The following is a 17412-nucleotide window of genomic DNA, read 5'->3' as shown; positions in this document are numbered from 1 at the left end:
GATTTCTGTCACTTCCCGATACAGAAACGGCTGAAAATGCGATCGAGTACCGATTCCGTCACCTCCTCCCCGGTGATCTCCCCTAACGCGCCGATCGCGGCGCGCAGATCGATCGACCAGAAATCGAGCGGTAAACCCCGTTCGATCGTCTCCCGTACCTGTTCTAAGGACTGTTTCGCGCGGGTTAACGCCGCGGCCTGACGTTGGTTGATCGCCAGATCCAGATTCGCCGCGCTGATTTCATTGCCTCCCGCGCTGTCGAGAATCGCCTTTTCTAGTTTCTCGATCCCCTGATTTCGGGCGGCGGCTAAAGGGACGACCCGTTCTATCTGTCTAGGGTACACCACTCGATCGGCGGGCGCGAGATCGATTTTATTAATGACTAAAATGAGGGGACGTTCGGACACTTGCCGGTAAATCTCCGCGTCGGCTGTCGTCCAACCCTCCGCCGCGGAAACGGTGAATAGCACTAGATCCGCGTCCCGCGCCGCCTGTCGGGAACGCTCCACGCCGATCCGCTCCACCGTGTCACCGGACTCGCGAATTCCCGCCGTATCCAGTACCTGTACGGGAATTCCGCCCACCACTAGCCGCGATTCTACCACGTCCCGCGTCGTGCCGGGTAAATCGGTGACGATCGCCCGATCGCTCCGACTCCACGCGTTCAGTAAACTCGATTTCCCCACGTTGGGACGACCGACGATCGCCACTTTCAAGCCACTCCGGAGCAATTCGCCCCGATCGCTCGTGGCGAGAATCTCTTTTACTTGACAGAAAATCCGATCTATGCTAGAGGAGATCGCGCTTTCATCGAGAGGTGGTAAATCCTCCTCGAAATCGATCCGCGCCTCGATCTCGGCCAGAATATCGAGACAGGTCGATCGCGATTGTCGGATCGGTTCCGCGAGTTTCCCCTGTAATCCGGCGAGGGCGACCCGCGCGGCCTGCACCGAACGCGCCCCGACCAGATCGGCCACGCTCTCGGCCCGGGTCAGGTCGATCCGTCCGTTGAGGAAAGCGCGTAGGGTGAATTCGCCCGGATCGGCTAAGCGCGCCCCGTTTTCCAGACAGAGTTGTAACACCCTCTGCACCGGGATCATGCCCCCGTGACAGTGAAACTCGACCACATCCTCGCGGGTAAAAGAACGCGGGGCGAGCATGAGTAATAGAAGCGCCTCGTCGATCGCCTCGCCGGTGCGCGGGTCGCGAACGTGACCGTAGAGGACGCGGTGACTCTCCCAGGTTTGTCGCGGCGCGTCGAAGAGGGTACGGGCGATGGCGATCGACGAGGCGCCCGACAGACGGACGATGCCGATACTGCCCGTCTCGGGTACGATCGCCGTGGCGATGGCCGCTATCGTATCTGCCGTGTTGAGCATTTCTGATGGACTCCTTGCTAGGATAATAAGCGATATCCGTTATCGATATCGTTTATGGTCGAGAAAACACGCTCGCGCGCGTCGCGCCGTTCCCGGAAAAAACGCGCCGCTCTCGGATTCCCCCGTTTCCTCCGCTACTGGTATTTTCGCCTGACGCGGTTACAGGGACACCCGATCGAGATCGCCCGCGGTCTGGCGGTCGGGGTCTTTTCCGGCTTTTTTCCCTGGTTCGGGTTACAGATCGCCATCGCGATTTTCCTGGCGATCGTCGTTCGCGGCAACAAACTCGCGGCGGCCGCGGCCACCTGGATCAGTAATCCCTTAACCGACGTGCCGATTTTTCTGTTTAACTATAAAGTGGGCGAGTTGATTTTGGGTCGCTGGAATCCCGAGCGCGATCGGACTATCTTCCAGTCTAGCGACAGTTGGCTGGAGCATTGGACGAGTTTGGGAGGAGAGGCGCTCCGGACACTGCTGTTCGGATGTCTCGCGAGCGGGACGATCTGCGCGCTCGTCACCTATTTCGCGAGTTTACACCTACTATCGCGCGCCCGGGATTCCCGTCGATCGAGATGATCGCTCCGCTCGATCACGATCACCCCCGTTGCCGATCGCGATCACAAAATCCCCCCGGAGGTTACGCGATCCTTAAGATGGCTCGAATTGTCTGCAATCCTCCCTCATGGTAGAAACCGTCTTGAAATCGATCGTTCCCCCTCCCTCTCTCAAGCGGCTAGTGTCTTCTAATTCTCCCTTTCCCTACCCCGATCGCGACGAATTTCCCGAGTTTTCCGCTCTCCAACAAGCCGAGCTTTTCAGGAAAACCCGCGAGCGAGAATTTACCGGTCGTTTATTCCTGAGCGATCGGCAGGGAGTCGAGTCGGTCTTGTATTTCTACCTCGGTCGCCTCGTGTACGCCACGGGCGGCTCGCACCCGGTCCGACGCTGGCAGAGATCCCTAACGGTCTACTGTCCCCATATCCTGCAAGATCCCGAAACTTTCCGTCAGGGATTAATGAGCGTTGTCGAGACGGATTCCCCGATTTCCTGGGAATATCAAGTATTAGTGTCCTGGGCGAAACAACGGAAAATCACCCTCGAACAACTGACCGGGATCATCCGCTCCCATATCGAGGAAATTCTCTTCGATCTGACCCGGGCCGGCCGGGTGAGTTGGCGGGGCGAGGCCGAGCGGATGGACGGTTTCGTTCCCCTGACGGTCATCTCCGCCGAGGCGGCGATCGCCAACTCCTGGAAACAATGGCAGGACTGGCAGAACGCGAAACTGGCCGATCGCTCCCCCGACCGGGCGCCGATCGTCCGGGATTTTTCCGAACTGGCCGAACGGGTCGCCCCGTCTACCTTCGAGATCTTCCGGAAAAACTTTACCGGGCAATACAGCCTCCGCGATCTATCGGTTCACCTCGATCAGGATCTGATCGCCCTGACCCGTTCCCTGTTGATGTACGTGCAGTTAGGACTGATCGAACTCGTTTCGATCGATGACTTTCCGGCCCCGATCGATATTTTGCCGCCGGCGCTCTCCCGAGAACCGCGCGCGCTGATGATCGCCTACGGGGACGAAGATCCGCGGGTCTGTCAACGGATGGCGGAAATGATCGCCTCCTCCGGGCATCGTTACCTTACCGTGCGCGACGGACTGCAAGCGATCTCCGTGTTCGTCGAGCGCGAACCCGATCTGATCTGTCTCGGTTCGCGGCTCCTCTACACCGATGGTTACACGATCTGCAAGGCCCTGCGACAACTTTCCGCCTTCCAAAAAACCCCCATCCTGATCTTTAGCGATCGGGTCGGCTTGAGCGATCGGATTCGGGCGAAAATTTCCGGGGCCTCGGAAATTGTCGAGCGTTCCCCCTCTCTGGGAAAATTCCAGCAATTACTCGGCCGGTATTGTTAAGAGATCCCGGAACATTTCCCGATCTTTCCCTCGCGTGCCTTGTCGGGACTATCTTATCGAACCCGACGGCGGGATACGCGAAGCGGGTAGGGTAGAATAGATCGGTAGGGCGCGGGACAATACCTCTCGGTTAAGGATTTCCTGGAGTTTCTCGCCCACGAAATTGCGAGGGTTTCAGTATTCTTGTGAACGAGTGAATGGCGTTATCCGAGAAGTATTGGGGCGCGGGACGGGGTACTACTATCGAGATCTAAAGGGTTATCACATTGGATCATACCTTTCTATTAGAAGCCGGGCGCTGGACGATCGAGGGAACTTGGCTAGAACGAAATCAAATGCCGATCCCGGTCAAAGGTCGTCTCCTGATCGCCTGGGGCAACGATAATTGGTTCAGCATTGTTAGTAAGCTTATTTTTCTCGACGGGGAAAAAGAAGAAATTTCCTTTCAATATCGCGGTCGTCTCGGCAATGAAGAACGGGAGTACAGCTTCGTCCTACAACACAGCGATTTCGGACAGATCGAGGGGGAAGGCTGGATCGGCACCGACACGATCGTGCAACGCTATTGGGTACTCGCCGATCGTCGTCGCAGTGGTTTCGAGACTTTCTATCGGTTAAATCACAATACCTACCACCTGACGGGCGGAACCTTGAACGGTCATTATCTCAGTAGTACGCTCGAAGCGATCCTGGAACGACAACCTTAACGGTGATGGAGAGCGAGATACTGGCGGAACTCCCCCGCGGTCAGCGGCGGGCTGAAGTAATATCCCTGCCCCCGATCGCAACCGATATCGAGAAGAAATTCCATCTGTTCGCGCGTTTCCACCCCCTCGGCGATCGTCCGCAATCCCAATCCCCGGGCCATGGCCACGATCGTTTTCGCCAGGGTTCCGGCCTCCGGTTGCGCGGGAAGGTCGCGGATAAACGAGCGATCGATCTTCAAACAGGTGAACCGGAAATCGCGTAGATAACTCAACGCGGAATACCCCGTCCCGAAATCATCGACACTCAAACCGATCCCCATCTTCCGCAGGCGATCGAGGATCGGCAGGGCCCGCGGCACGTCCTCGATCAGTAACGCCTCGGTCATTTCCAACTCTAGAAACCCCAAATTCAACCCGCTCGCGCCGATCGAGCGGACGAGCTTATCGAGAAAAGCGCTATCGCGCAGTTGACGCGGCGAGAGATTGACCGCCACCGATAACGGGTAGCCCGAGCGGTGCCATCCGGCCGCCTCCCGACAGGCCCCTTCCAAGATCCAGGCGCCGAGACGCTCGATCGATCCCGTTTCTTCGGCGATGGGAATAAACCTCGCCGGGGAAACCCGGCCGTACTCCGGATGATCCCAGCGCATTAACGCTTCCGCCCCGACCGGCCGCCCCGATCGTAACTCGACCACCGGTTGATAGGCGATGGAAATTTCCGAGCGATCGAGCGCGTGCCGGAGGTGATAGGCTAAATTCACCCGGAACATCGCCTTCTCGTTCATATCGGGCGTGTAATACTTAAAACCGTCCCGGCCGTCCCGTTTAATGCCGTACATGGCGATATCGGCGTTCCGCAGGAGGGAACTGATATCCTCGGCATCGTCGGGATATACCGTACAGCCGATACTCGCGGAAATAAACACCTCCTCCCCGGAAAGCTCGAAGGGAATTTCCAGCGAGGAGAGAATCTTCCCGGCGATCGGTTCACAGCGATCGGGCCGGTCCAATTCCGGGAGAATGACGAGAAATTCATCGCCCCCCAACCGGGCCACCGTGTCACTATCGCGCAGACAACCGACGAGACGCGCGGCTACCTCTTGCAGGAGTCGATCGCCGTACTCGTGACCGAGGGTATCGTTGACATCTTTAAAATGATCGAGATCGATAAACAGCAGGCCGACCCGCTGGTTATGCCGTTTCGCCCGGGCGATGGCCTGTTGCAATCGATCGAGCGCCAGAGAGCGATTCGGTAGGTTCGTTAGGGTGTCGTGGTTGGCCTGATAGCAGAGGAGCGCTTCCTGCTGTTTGCGCTCGCTAATATCCTCTTTCACGGCGACGAAATGGGTGGCCCGTCCCGTTTCATCGAGGATCGGCGCGATGGAAACCCTCTCCCAAAATCGCTCGCCGTTTTTTTTCCGGTTGAGAAACTCGCCCGACCACTCCCGGCCGCGGGCGATCGCCTCCTGTAAATCCCGATACAGTTCGCCCGGCATTTCCAGGTACTGCCGATAACCCGCTTCCGCCCCGATCGTTTCCGCCGTCGTGTAACCGGTCAGTTTCTCGTATTTCGAGTTGGCGTACTCGATCCGGCCGCGCGCGTCGGTGATCACGATCGCGGCGGGACTCTGTTCCACGGCTCGATAGAGAATTTTGACGAGTTCTTCCGCTCGCTTGAGATCGGTGATATCCTGAAGAAAGGCGAGATAGGCGGCCCGTCCCTCCCAGGAAAATTCCAGCGCGCGCAAGCTGACCCGTTTCAAACTGCCGTCCGGGTGGGGGATCTCCACCTCGCTAAACTCGTCGATGGCGATCGGGATACCCAGGTTCTCACCGACGAGCGTATCCGCCGGACGACGGAATAACCGTTCCGCGGCGGGGTTCACGAACAGCACCGTCCCGATCGCGTCGAGAATCACTAACCCCTCTCTCGTGTTTTCGAGTAGATAGCGCAGTTGTACCTCGTTCTGATGGGCGGGTTCCCCGAAGCTTTCGTTTCCCGGTCGAACGGCGTTCCCGTTGCCATCCCTCGGAGAATTCTTCCCCCGATCGATCGCGCCCGAATCCAAAAAATCAGCCAGAGAAAAAAAACACGAGCGGGATGGTAAATCGGTCATCGGTTTTCGCGGATCGGGATAGCGCACCTGGATCGAGAGACAGGGAATCGAACCTCGCCCCGCTCGAAAAATTCCGCCGACGGGCGATCCCTCTATTCTTGTCGCCCCCACCCGAGCGGGGGACGGAAAAAAATTCAAAGCGGAGTCGGGCGAACTGACCCGGATGACCATTCCCGACAGGGCTGAGAATCGGTCAGCATATCATGACATCTATCGTAAGGCAGATACTAGAAAGCGTAAAGCGTTCATTACGGAATTTTAATCTTTTCCCGGTATAGGAAAACGATCTTTTCCGTGACCGCCTCGATCGTCAGATGGTCGGTATTCACCTCGATCGCGTCGATCGCTTTCATCAGGGGCGATAAGGGGCGGTTACTATCGAGATGGTCGCGCTCGCGGATTTCTTGTTCCAGTTTTTCCAACGAGATCCCCGATCGGCCCCGTTGTTCGAGATCCTTCCATCTCCGTTTCGCCCGCTCCAGCGGACTCGCGGTGAGAAAAATCTTCAATTCCGCGTCGGGGAAAACGTTCGTGCCGATATCGCGTCCTTCCACGACGATTCCCCCCGATCGCCCGATCTCCCGTTGAAGCCCGACCAATCGTTCGCGTACCGCCTTCATCGCCGCGATCGCCGACACCCGGGCCGCGATCTCCGGTTCGCGGATGGCGCCCGTCACGTCCCGCCCGTTGATTTTTACCGTCGGCTCCCGATCGACACTCGGGGGGGGGAGGAACTCGATCCGCGCTTTGGCGACCGCTTCGGCGATCGCCGCCTCGTCCCCGCTCGCGATCCCCTCCTCCATCACCAACCACGTCACCGCGCGGTACATCGCCCCGGTATCCAGATATAGCAAACCCAACTCTCGGGCGACGCGACGGGTAACGGTAGATTTACCCGCGCCCGCCGGCCCGTCGATGGCGATCGTCGGTTGCCGCCGGCGCAGGAGTAGATTGTCGATCAGGCGCGTGTTTCCCAGATAGCCGGCGATCGCCAACAATCCTTCCCGCTCGATCGTCGACCGGGGATTCAAGGTCAGCGGATCGACCAGATCGACATACTGCTCGTGAAAATCCGGGACGAGGGCGAGGGTTTCCCGGACGGTATCCAGTAACGCCGTCCGGTCGCGCTCGCCGTCTTGGAAACGGGAGAGGGCCGCGCGCAGACCCAGCCAGAGAATCGTCGCCTTTTCTCGTTCCGAGTCCGAGAGATAGCGATTGCGCGAACTTAGAGCCAGTCCCGATTCCTCCCGCACCGTCGGACAGGAACGGATCTCCACGGGAATATTCAGATCCGCTACCAAGCGGCGGATAATCGCGAGTTGTTGCGCGTCCTTCTCGCCGAAATAGGCGATCGACGGTCGGATAATCTGGAAAAGTCGCGTGACGATCGTGGCCACTCCCTCGAAATGGCCGGGACGGAAAGCGCCGCACAGCCGCTCCGTCATGGCGATCGGGGGAACGACCCGAACGATCTCGTCGAGCGAGCGCCCATCGTCGATCCCCATCGTCGCGTTATCCGGGGCGAACATCACTTTCACGCCCAACGCCTCGCAGAGTTGGCGATCGCTCTCCAGCGAGCGGGGATAACGGGAAAGATCTTCGTTCGGGCCGAATTGAAGCGGGTTGACAAAAATACTGACAACGGCCACGTCCGCCTCGGCGACCGCGCGCCGGATCAAGCTTTCGTGACCGCGGTGGAGGGCGCCCATCGTCGGGACGAGGGCGATAGTCCGGTTCGGGCGTAGGCTATCTAGGAAGGTACGCGTACCGGCGATCGTCGTGAATAAACGCACGGATTTCGCTCCTGGGAATTAACGCCCCGATCGATTCCGATCGAGAGGTACGAATATGCACCTTTCCTAGCTTACACTTTGTTAGCGTCCCAGAACCTCTAAAACCACGGGGGCGACTCCCGATTGAAACACGCCGATCGCCCGGGCCGCGCCGGTGGAGAGGTCGATTACCCTACCGCCGCTGAAAGGGCCGCGATCGTTGATCCGTACCACTACCGAACGGCCGTTCCGGGTGTTGGTCACGCGCACCCGCGTCCCGAAGGGAAGATACCGATGGGCCGCGGTGTAACCTCCCGAGTTAAAACGCTCGCCGCTCGCGGTTCTGCGCCCGTGGAACCCGGGCCCGTACCAGGAAGCCATCCCTTGTTTTCTCGCTCGGGTCTGTCCCTTAGTCCCTTGGCTCGCCGAGGGTTTCGCTTGCGGTTTGACCGAATCCCTATTCACGGATTGGGAAGAAGCGGGCGCGGGCTGGTTTCGATCGGGTTGAACGGTCGGCGCGATGGACGATCCGGGAGATGCCGGTTGGCCCGCGGGGACGGTATTTTCTCCGCCCACCGACGGCTCTAAAGTTTTTAGAATTTCGTTACTATGAAAAGTACCCGACTGTGATAACGTGGTAACTGATTGAGCGATCCGAGCTTCCCGCCCGATGGAGATATCCGATCGAACCGATGCTTCGGAGACAGTTTGACGATTTAGGGAATGATTCGTCAGACTGTCGGCTAATCCTTGCTTTTGAGAACCGATGAGAGTGGCGGTAGCCCCTACGAGCGTGAGTAGGGTTAGCTTACTCAGTTGGTTTAACAGTAGTTTTTTCATAGGCTTGCTTACAGTGCGTTAGCAGATTTCTCGGATAAAATCGGGGAATTTGCTAACTTTCCTCTTGGTGTCGAGAAGTGATTTCGTTCACGTTCTGTTCAACCGTATCACGGAAAATTGGTAGGTTATTACGAGAATTCAAATCGTTCCCACAGAGGGAAATCAAAAATTCAAATCAAGGGTTGACAGCCTCGAAAAAGCGGGTTAAGATGTTGGGTTTGGTTTTTTTTGCCGCGCGATCGCTCTCGATCGTCCGGGAATTCACGGAATCGGGACCGCTGTTCGGGAAGGAAAGGGTAGTATTGATGGGACTTGTAGCGATCGCGGGCGAAGCGCGCTCCCGAGCTATAGATACAGATAGTTTCTTTTCCCGCGGTATTCCCGTATACAAAAACCCGAGTTTTTGACGAGAATTTTCAATGAGAGGGTCGGTTCGGATTAAAATTTTTAATCCGGGGTTGACAGAAAGGTGTTTATGGACTGTTATAACCTAGATTGAGCGATTTGATTAGGAATCTTGATGGTTCGGGGCGATCTCGCGCTCGCGGAGAGGATTTGTAGGGGATTTATCGGCGCGTCCGTCGCCGGATAGCCCGATTCGCGGAGCGATCGGGGGTGGGACGGGGTTCCGGTTGGCCGCCCAGTTCCCGGCTAACCTGACGGAAGAGATCGCGACGGAGGTAGGGGTACTCGCCCACCCATCGATCGAGTTGGGGGAGGTAGATATCGGCGATCTTGGTAACTTCGCCCAGATCGGGCGATCGGGAAAGGAACAAGGTTTCCGCGATCATACCGGGACGGATCGACTTGTGAATCCGTTGGAGCGGGGCGCGGACAATCGCGGAAAAGCCGTCCCGATCGCCGATTTCCAAGTTAATACACTTTTCCCGATTCTCGACGATCACCAACTCCCCGCGCGGGTTAACCGTTTCCTCCTCGCCGACTAACTCCTCGGTGACGAAGGCATCCAACACCCGACCGCGCCAGAAGCCGCAGTAGGGAATCCGGCGATAGGTGCTGTTGCGAAGGCTCGCCCAATATACCGGCCCCCACAGCCAATACATCCCGGCGATAATATCGAAGATCAATTTAACCGCGATGCCGCCGGGGCCGAATAACATCCCGATGAGCCAGGCGGCGGTTAGCGCGACGACGGAAATAAAGAGACGTTGCAGGACATCCGGCCATTTTCCCCAGTAACACGCGTATTGAGGCCCGGTGGCGATCGGGGGAATGAGTTGATTGAAGGTTTCGCGGGTAAGGGGGACTAGCATTTTTCGAGAGCGGGGAGGTGGGGAGGTGGGGAGGTGGGGTGATGGACGATTCGATTATAGACAGATTCGGGCGAGTAAATAGAGTAGGGGGAGGTGAGTGAGATGGGAGAGGTGAGGGGATGGGGGAATTTTTTAGGGTAAAGGGCCGCCGGAAAAGGGAAAAGAGCATTCTTAAGCTTTTCACCTTTGCCCTTTACCCTTTCACCTTTTCCCTCCCTCACCTCCCGCCTCTCTTATCCCCGGCGATTTATAGGATTTTCTCCAGTCCGTAGACGAGGGATTTGAGTTCGGTGACTTTGCGGATAGCGAGGAGTACGCCGGGCATATAACAGGAGCGATCGCTCGTATCGTGACGGAGGGTGTAGATCTCGCCGGGAGCGCCGAAGATGACTTCCTGATGGGCGATTAATCCGGGGAGGCGCACGCTATGGATACGGATGTTCTCTCCGATGAGACCGCCTCTAGCGCCGGCGAGGGTTTCTTTTTCGGGGACGAGGGGGGGATTGAAGGGTTTTCCGAACTCGGAGAGCAGTTCCGCGGTTTTGATCGCGGTACCGCTGGGCGCGTCGGCTTTTTGGTTGTGGTGTAGTTCGATGATCTCGACGTGATCGAAGTATCGGGAGGCTTGAATGGCGGCCTGTTGTAGTAGCACCATGCCGATCGAGAAGTTGGGGATAATCAGACAGCCGGTGGAAGCTTTTTCGGCGAATTCCGCTAATTCTTGAATCTGTTCGGGTTTCAGGCCGGTGGTGCCGACGACGGGACGAACCCCGTAGGCGATGGCGCTTCGGGTGTTTTCGTAAACGCCGTCGGGATGGGTGAAATCGACCATCACTCCCTGAACGCGTTCTTGGGTAGCAAGGACGAGGACGCTTTGCAGGTCATCGACGATCGGGACTTCGAGGGGTTCGTAGCCGGCGACTTCTCCCGCGTCCCGGCCGCGGACGGAGAGATCCCGATCGACCGCCCCGACGAGGATCATATCGTTCGATCGGGCCACGGCCTTGATCACTTCCCGTCCCATCTTGCCGGCCGCGCCGTTAACGACAACGGGAATGGGCGATCGATTGTCTGTCATGAAAGGTCTCCTTACGAGTTACGGGGAAAAGTCGGCGGTCATCGATTGACACGTATATATATAATGTATATCCATCGTTCCACCCTCTTCCGTCGTTCTTCGGGGAGCGATCGACCCTCTCTCGTATCCACCGCGCGGCGGGGATTTAATACAACTCGTACTTGAGCAAAGTGCAGGGAATCGAACCGTTAAACAACGGGACGCGGCGGGAGGAACGTAAACCGATCTGTTTGGTGAGTTCCTTATTGCCCGATAGGATGTACGCCGTCCAACCTTTAAATCGCTGTTTCAACACGTCGCCGAAAGTTTTATAGAGAGCGCCCAATTCCGACACGTCGCCCAGACGTTTGCCGTAGGGAGGGTTACAGAGGATGATACCCCGATCGCCCGGCGGTTCGAGCCGATCGATCTCCTCGCGTTGGAACCGGATAAAATTCTCTACCCCGGAGAAGTACGCGTTATCGATCGCCTGTTGTAAGGTCGTTTCGTCCGCGTCGCTCGCGTGGATAATCGAGTTTAACGAGTCTTTTTGACTTTCTTTGGCCTCTTTTACCAGAGATTCCCAGAGATCGGGCTGGAAATCGTTCCATTTCTGAAAACCGAACTCGGAACGGGCTAAACCGGGGGCGATATGTAAGGCTTTTAAGGCGGCCTCGATCGGGATCGTTCCCGAACCGCAGAAGGGATCTAATAAAGGTAGATCGTCCGTCCATCCCGACAATTCCAGCATGGCGGCCGCGAGACTTTCTTTCAGGGGCGCGGTTCCCATCGCGACGTGATAGCCCCGACGGTGCAGACTTCCCCCGGAACTATCGAAACTCACCAGACCCCGATCGCCCTCGATATGAACGTTAATCAACAGATCCGGGCTTTCCGTATCCACGAACGATCGTTCCCCGTCCCGGTCGCGCTGTCGATCGACGATCGCGTTCTTGACGGTGAGCGCGGTGTAACGGGTGTGATTCAGGTGGCGATTGGTTCCCGTACAGTGAACGGCGAAGGTCTGTTCCGGGGTTATATATTCCTCCCAATCGAGCCGCCGGATCTCGCGATGGAGTTCTTCCGCGTCCCGACAGGCGACCTCGACAACGGGAACCAACACCCGAAACAGAATTCGCGACCAGAGATTCACCCGGTAGAGGAGCGCGGTATCCCCGGTGAAATGTACCCCCGTGAATACCGGACGGATATCCCCCGCGCCGAGACTTTCTAGTTCCCGCGCGGCGATCTCTTCTAGTCCTCTGGCGGTCGTGGCGAAATACGATCGAGTCATCCCGTTCCCTCGCGATCTGTCCTCTCTCATTGTCGCACCCGCGGTAGGGAGTGGGGAGAGGAGGGAGGGTGAGGGGATGGGAAAATTTTTCGGGGAAAAGCGTCCCCGGAAAAGGGAAAAGAGCTTTCTTACGCTTTTCCCCCTGACCCTTTCACCTTTTCCCTCCCTCCTCTCCCGCCCCCTCCTTTACCGAATCGGAACTTTTTGTCAACTAATCTTTACAATTTTACATTTCCGAAATTTTTTAGTAAAATAGACTAATAAAGATGATTACCGCAACAAAAGTTGTTTTGGTATCTCTCTTTTGTTTTGCATTGAGTTCTCCTACAATAGCGGCCTCGGACAAGCACCGAGGTTTTTTTTATCCCTGTTAGTTTTTCGCGCTCGCGGGGAATGCTAGAACTGTGATCCGGGAGGTTCGATCGAAAATTATCCGAATCTCGGTGCTTATCGCGATCATCGCCAGCGATCTATACTATAAGTTCACTGTCTCTTTGTAAGGTGTCCATCGTGTCCAGTCATAAAATTCTCGTTATCGATGATAGTAGGGTCATTCGGATGCGGGTCAGGGATATGTTACCGGAGGGTAACGTGGAAATCCTCGAAGCTCGCGATGGACTGGAGGGCTATCATCTTATTCGTTCGGAGAATCCTAACCTGATCATGCTCGATTTCCTCCTGCCGAAAATGAGCGGCTGGGAAGTCTATCAAGAAATCCAGAAAGAAGAACACCTCAAGACGATCCCGCTGGTGTTAATGTCGGGACGGAAAGAGGAAGTGGTCGAGAAATTACCGGAACCGTTCGAGTATTTCTCCTTTATCGAGAAGCCTTTCGAGCAGAAACAACTCCTTCAGGCGATCAAGGAGGCGATGGAAAAGGCGAAGAAACATCCGATCGCGCGTCCGACGGTCACGCCGGCCGGGAAGGGCCGGCCGACCGACGAGATCGAGGCTCTCAAGGCGGAGGTCGCGCGACTGCGATCGGATCTGGACCTGACGAGAAAACAACTGTCCCAGCTTGTCGCTTTCATCAAGAAAAAGTTACTGTAAACGCTTTTGTTCCCTTCTCCTCCACCGTGGCAGTCGTTCCGAGCGCTGTCACGTTTTTATGTATCCCCGAATCTCGATAGTATAGAAATACCCCCTCCCGAACTGTTAGCATGATCGATCGAGCGAGTTTTCTCGGCAAAATTCTGATTCTTTCGGCGGCGATTTCCGTCGCCATCAAATATCTCGCCCCCTTTCTCCCGGTTTCTCCTACCCCGTTGAACGCGATCTGCCTCGTCCTCGCGCCGTTTACCGTCCTGACGATCGCTCTCTGGCGGCGATCGTTTCCATCCTAAATTCACTCCCGAATTCCATGACTCTCGGTAACGCGATCGGTTTGGTGATCCTGGTGATCGGTCTGTTCGTTCTCTGGAACATCCGACAGATCCTGCTGTTAGCGTTTATGGCGATCGTGCTGGCAAACGTTCTCAACCTTCTCGTGACCTGGTTACAGCACCACCGTCTGAAACGCTCGATCGCCCTTTTCGCGACGACCGCCGCTCTCCTGCTCGGTGTGATCGGGATTTTCGGGGGGATCGTTCCCGCGCTGGCCGGACAGTTCCGAGAGTTGATGGCGCTACTGCCGCGGGGGATCGAGAAATTGTGGGGTCAACTCCAAACCCTGGGCGATCGTCTCGATCCCTCGATTCTCGACACTTTCCCCGATCTCAATACCCTCCTCTCCCAACTACAACCCCTGCTCAACCAGATCGCGGGACGGGGATTAAGCGTGTTTTACGGCTCGCTCGGGGTTCTCCTGAGCTTATTGCTGATTCTCGCGCTCGCGTTGATGGTTCTCGCCGATCCCGCTCCCTATCTGCTGGCGTTTATCCGGCTCTTTCCCGCGTTCTACCGTCCCCGCGTCCGATCGATCCTGAAACAGTGCGATCGGGATCTGAAAGCCTGGCTCAAGGGGATTGTCTTTCACATGACGATCGCTACCGTCGCGAGTTGGCTCGGCCTGTCGCTGATCGGCATCCCCCTCGCCTTCTCGCAAGCGGTTCTGGCGGGATTTTTCACCTTTATCCCCAATCTCGGCCCGCTTTTAAGTCTGATCCCGCCTTTTACCATCGCTCTCCTCGAAGATCCCTGGAAACCGTGGGCGGTATTATTCCTCTATCTTTGGATATATCTTTTAATCCAGTATTTCGATCGTCATCCCCCGTTACCGATTCTCTCGGTGCGGGAACTGGATCTGTTTCCCGCGTTTCTCCTGCTGGCGCAGTTGTTTTTCGCGTCTTTATTCGGTTTTCTCGGGCTATTTCTCGCGGTTCCCCTGTCCCTGGTCGGTCGCGTCTGGTTAAGGGAAGCGGTGATCGAGGATATTCTCGATCGCTGGAATTGGTTCGATCGGGAGGAATAACCGTTGGCGGCGATTTCGCCGCGCGACTAATCTTAGTGACCCATATCCTTCTCCAGATTAATAACGCTCGAAAGTTTTCCGGAGGGGATGTGAGTCGCCTGGAAAAGTTGAGTAAACCCTCGCTCGGTTGTCCGAAGGATTTTACTCGGGAAAAGTCGGGGTTTCTAGGGCGAGGTAGAATATATTTCTTGGTTTGATTGGTTTCGAGGGAGAAGGATTTCGTTAGTTTACGGACTAGCTTCGACGTGGGGAAACCTTCGCTTTCGGGAGCGGGGAGGGGAAGAGGAAGTGGGGATCGATCGAACGATTCCGGTAATCGCGATAATGACAGATTACTTCGGGGAGATCGGCATCCCTAACCACTCGCTTAACTCGGCCGCTAACCAGTCGAGTTCCGGTTTCGTGAGATAATCTTTAAACTGACTACTGAGCTTAAATTCTTTCGTTCCGGCCCAGATGGTTAACGCGGGGGGAATGTGAACCCGATCGCCGTCGGAATCTCTCGTGTAGGAACTATCCGATCGCAGAATCCGATCGATATTTTCCCGATTCATTTTGATTCGATAGGGAAGATCGATACCGAATATTCGATGGCGGAGGGAAATTTCTCGCGGGTCGATCGACAGGATCGCGTACCCCTGTAGACTATACAGAATAGTCGCGATCATTCCTAACCCTACTACCCAGAAAGGTAGGGAAAATAACAGGAAAAATAAGTTAATTCCGAAGGGAATCATCGCCGCTCCCCCCGACCAAAGCAAGAGAAAAGAATTCCAACCGACCGCGAAAGTTCCGATAAAAATTAACTTCGGCGTGAAACCTTCCGGGGGAAGAATAATCTGAAACTGTTCGCTACTTTTTTTCAGAACGATACGACTACCCGCGGGTTTTTGAATTTTGGACGAAACCTCGATCTCGTGGAGGGTATTTAAAGCGTCTAACGCTTCCTTCGCCGAGGAGAAACGTTTCTCTAAAGTCGGTTCGATCGCCTTCCCGATCCACCGACTGAAAGCCGGACTTACATTCACCAGATTTTCAAACTGAATTTTTCCGTCTTTTTGCGGTAGATCCGCGGGTTGGATTCCCGTGGCTAAATAGAGTATTGTCGCGCCTAAACTGTAGAGATCCGACGCGGGAACGGACCGTCCCCCGAACTGTTCGGGAGGCATATAACCGTAGGTTCCGACAATGGTAATCGTGGCCTGTTCCTGACGCGCGATATTCTGTACCGATCCGAAATCGATCAGATAGACATTGCCGATACTGTGGCCCGATCGATCCTTAACTAGAATATTACTCGGCTTAATATCCCGATGGACGATCGGCGGGTTCAAACCGTGTAAATAGATTAAAATTCCCAGTAGCGATTTCGTGAACTCCTGTAAATCCGCCTCGCTGAATTTTCTCCCTTCCTCCACCTGTTCTTTTAAAGATTTCGCCTCGATATAACTCTGCACGAGGGCGAATCCTTTATACGTGTCCGTATCCACCTCGAAATAATCGAGATATTCGGGGATCGATCGACAGTCGAGATGTTGTAACGTTTCCGCTTCCCGTTCAAATAATTTCAGATCCGTCCACTCGAAATCGGGACTGAAAATTAAAACTTTCACGACGACTAAACTATCGCTTTGTAGATCGCGCGCGAGAAAAGTGCGTCGTCCCGCTTGCTTGCCTAACTGCTCTTGAATCTGGTATCGATCGCCGATAACTTGTCCTGGCATCATAACGACACGGTTTCTCTACTCTTACTACCACGCTAAATTACATCTCCGGAAACCGCAAGAGTCTCGCTATCGGTAGAGGTTGAAAAGAGCGATCGACGGGATACTAAAAAGTAGACGAGTCGGGGGGGAAATCATGGCGGTAACGGAACGAGTGGCGGTGATTACCGGGGGAGGTTCGGGAATCGGTCGCGCGAGCGCTCTATTATTGGCGAGAGAGGGCATGAAAATCGCGACGATCGATCGAGATTTCGAGGAGAATCTGGAAACGGTAGCGAAAATCAAAGAGGACGGGGGAGACGCGTTCGCGCTCCTCGCGGAGATCTCGCGGCCGGGGGAAATGTCCCAGGCTTTCGCGGAGATCGATTCGCGTTGGGGACGGGTGGACGTGGTTTTCGCCAACGCGGGGATTAACGGCGTTTGGGCGAGTATAGAGGATCTAACGCCCGAAGATTGGGATAATACTCTAGAAATAAATCTAAAAAGCACGTTTATAACCGTAAAATATGCCGTTCCCTATCTCAAACGTCAGGGAGGCTCGATTATCGTCACTTCCTCGGTGAACGGAACCCGAGTTTTTAGCAATACGGGCGCGACCGCTTACGCGTGTAGTAAAGCGGGACAGGTCGCTTTCACGAAAATGATGGCGGTAGAACTCGCGCGGTATAAAATCCGGGTGAATGTCATCTGCCCCGGTTCGATCGACACGAATATCGACGAAAATACGGAACAGATAAATCTAGAAGCGATCGAGATCCCCGTCGAGTATCCGGAAGGAAATATCCCGTTAACGGGGAAAAAGCCCGCCAGTCCCTTTCAAGTCGCCCATCTCGTCCATTTTCTAGCCTCTCCCGCCTCCAGCCACATCACCGGGACGGAAATCTGGATCGATGGCGCGGAATCGTTATTACAAGGCTAGA

At 55.7% G+C, this 17412-nt stretch carries 15 protein-coding genes; 7 read left to right on the top strand and 8 right to left on the bottom strand.

Going from position 1 to position 17412, the window contains the following annotated elements:
• Positions 1 to 8: 8 nt before the first annotated feature.
• Positions 9 to 1379 (bottom strand): tRNA uridine-5-carboxymethylaminomethyl(34) synthesis GTPase MnmE, encoded by a 1371-nt coding sequence (gene mnmE, locus V0288_RS05445; protein ID WP_332864022.1) that lies wholly within the window; start codon positions 1377 to 1379, stop codon positions 9 to 11.
• Positions 1380 to 1433: 54 nt separating this feature from the next.
• Between mnmE and V0288_RS05440 the strand changes: the two genes are divergently transcribed.
• From V0288_RS05440 to V0288_RS05430, 3 genes are all read left to right on the top strand, one after another.
• Positions 1434 to 1955 carry a DUF2062 domain-containing protein gene (locus tag V0288_RS05440; protein ID WP_332864021.1) on the top strand — a complete coding sequence of 174 codons (522 nt, stop codon included), beginning with the start codon at positions 1434 to 1436 and terminating at the stop codon, positions 1953 to 1955.
• A gap of 106 nt (positions 1956 to 2061) precedes the next feature.
• Positions 2062 to 3297 (top strand): DUF4388 domain-containing protein, encoded by a 1236-nt coding sequence (locus tag V0288_RS05435; RefSeq protein ID WP_332864020.1) that lies wholly within the window; start codon positions 2062 to 2064, stop codon positions 3295 to 3297.
• 266 nt (positions 3298 to 3563) lie between these two features.
• Positions 3564 to 4004, top strand: coding sequence for a hypothetical protein (locus tag V0288_RS05430; protein WP_332864018.1), 441 nt, complete (start codon positions 3564 to 3566; stop codon positions 4002 to 4004).
• On the opposite strand, the gene V0288_RS05425 is transcribed toward V0288_RS05430, so the two are convergent.
• From V0288_RS05425 to V0288_RS05400, 6 genes are all read right to left on the bottom strand, one after another.
• Positions 4001 to 6121, bottom strand: coding sequence for a putative bifunctional diguanylate cyclase/phosphodiesterase (locus tag V0288_RS05425; protein WP_332864017.1), 2121 nt, complete (start codon positions 6119 to 6121; stop codon positions 4001 to 4003). The two genes, V0288_RS05430 and V0288_RS05425, sit on opposite strands and share 4 nt — an antisense overlap.
• Before the next feature lie 248 nt (positions 6122 to 6369).
• Positions 6370 to 7914: a bifunctional pantoate--beta-alanine ligase/(d)CMP kinase gene (locus tag V0288_RS05420; protein ID WP_332864016.1), complete on the bottom strand. Its 1545-nt coding sequence runs from the start codon at positions 7912 to 7914 to the stop codon at positions 6370 to 6372.
• Between the two features lie 81 nt (positions 7915 to 7995).
• Positions 7996 to 8733, bottom strand: coding sequence for a septal ring lytic transglycosylase RlpA family protein (locus V0288_RS25075; RefSeq protein WP_422661905.1), 738 nt, complete (start codon positions 8731 to 8733; stop codon positions 7996 to 7998).
• 566 nt (positions 8734 to 9299) lie between these two features.
• Complete coding sequence (locus V0288_RS05410; RefSeq protein WP_332864015.1) at positions 9300 to 10007, bottom strand: phosphate ABC transporter permease; 708 nt, start codon at positions 10005 to 10007, stop codon at positions 9300 to 9302.
• Between the two features lie 247 nt (positions 10008 to 10254).
• The gene (gene dapB, locus V0288_RS05405; protein ID WP_332864014.1) at positions 10255 to 11085 is read right to left on the bottom strand and encodes a 4-hydroxy-tetrahydrodipicolinate reductase; all 831 of its coding nucleotides are present in this window, start codon (positions 11083 to 11085) and stop codon (positions 10255 to 10257) included.
• A 145-nt stretch (positions 11086 to 11230) separates the two neighbouring features.
• Positions 11231 to 12358, bottom strand: coding sequence for a THUMP domain-containing class I SAM-dependent RNA methyltransferase (locus V0288_RS05400; RefSeq protein WP_332864013.1), 1128 nt, complete (start codon positions 12356 to 12358; stop codon positions 11231 to 11233).
• 510 nt (positions 12359 to 12868) lie between these two features.
• Between V0288_RS05400 and V0288_RS05395 the strand changes: the two genes are divergently transcribed.
• From V0288_RS05395 to V0288_RS05385, 3 genes are all read left to right on the top strand, one after another.
• On the top strand, positions 12869 to 13408 hold the full coding sequence (locus V0288_RS05395; RefSeq protein ID WP_332864012.1) for a response regulator: 540 nt from the start codon (positions 12869 to 12871) through the stop codon (positions 13406 to 13408).
• Between the two features lie 110 nt (positions 13409 to 13518).
• The gene (locus tag V0288_RS05390; RefSeq protein WP_332864011.1) at positions 13519 to 13701 is read left to right on the top strand and encodes a hypothetical protein; all 183 of its coding nucleotides are present in this window, start codon (positions 13519 to 13521) and stop codon (positions 13699 to 13701) included.
• 17 nt (positions 13702 to 13718) lie between these two features.
• Entirely contained in the window at positions 13719 to 14768 is a 1050-nt protein-coding gene (locus V0288_RS05385; protein ID WP_332864010.1) for an AI-2E family transporter, read from the top strand.
• A 332-nt stretch (positions 14769 to 15100) separates the two neighbouring features.
• Here V0288_RS05385 and V0288_RS05380 read toward each other — a convergent pair whose 3' ends face one another.
• On the bottom strand, positions 15101 to 16495 hold the full coding sequence (locus V0288_RS05380; protein WP_332864008.1) for a serine/threonine protein kinase: 1395 nt from the start codon (positions 16493 to 16495) through the stop codon (positions 15101 to 15103).
• Positions 16496 to 16574: 79 nt separating this feature from the next.
• Between V0288_RS05380 and V0288_RS05375 the strand changes: the two genes are divergently transcribed.
• Complete coding sequence (locus V0288_RS05375; protein WP_332864007.1) at positions 16575 to 17411, top strand: SDR family oxidoreductase; 837 nt, start codon at positions 16575 to 16577, stop codon at positions 17409 to 17411.
• Position 17412: the final 1 nt, after the last annotated feature.

Origin of the sequence: Pannus brasiliensis CCIBt3594 (assembly GCF_036688125.1) — a bacterium.
GTDB classification, from domain to species: Bacteria; Cyanobacteriota; Cyanobacteriia; order Cyanobacteriales; family Microcystaceae; genus Pannus; species Pannus brasiliensis.
The sequence above is the reverse complement of the archived record's forward strand: the minus strand, read 5'-3'. Positions and strand labels throughout refer to the sequence as shown.

Bases quoted from the DNA above. Each gene is read 5' to 3' on its own strand.
- V0288_RS05425 (WP_332864017.1), bottom strand. From the start codon at position 6,121: ATGACCGATTTACCATCCCGCTCGTGTTTTTTTTCTCTGGCTGATTTT.
- V0288_RS05440 (WP_332864021.1), top strand. From the start codon at position 1,434: ATGGTCGAGAAAACACGCTCGCGCGCGTCGCGCCGTTCCCGGAAAAAA.
- V0288_RS25075 (WP_422661905.1), bottom strand. From the start codon at position 8,733: ATGAAAAAACTACTGTTAAACCAACTGAGTAAGCTAACCCTACTCACG.
- V0288_RS05400 (WP_332864013.1), bottom strand. From the start codon at position 12,358: ATGACTCGATCGTATTTCGCCACGACCGCCAGAGGACTAGAAGAGATC.
- V0288_RS05385 (WP_332864010.1), top strand. From the start codon at position 13,719: ATGACTCTCGGTAACGCGATCGGTTTGGTGATCCTGGTGATCGGTCTG.
- V0288_RS05380 (WP_332864008.1), bottom strand. From the start codon at position 16,495: ATGATGCCAGGACAAGTTATCGGCGATCGATACCAGATTCAAGAGCAG.
- V0288_RS05390 (WP_332864011.1), top strand. From the start codon at position 13,519: ATGATCGATCGAGCGAGTTTTCTCGGCAAAATTCTGATTCTTTCGGCG.
- V0288_RS05435 (WP_332864020.1), top strand. From the start codon at position 2,062: ATGGTAGAAACCGTCTTGAAATCGATCGTTCCCCCTCCCTCTCTCAAG.
- dapB (WP_332864014.1), bottom strand. From the start codon at position 11,085: ATGACAGACAATCGATCGCCCATTCCCGTTGTCGTTAACGGCGCGGCC.
- mnmE (WP_332864022.1), bottom strand. From the start codon at position 1,379: ATGCTCAACACGGCAGATACGATAGCGGCCATCGCCACGGCGATCGTA.
- V0288_RS05410 (WP_332864015.1), bottom strand. From the start codon at position 10,007: ATGCTAGTCCCCCTTACCCGCGAAACCTTCAATCAACTCATTCCCCCG.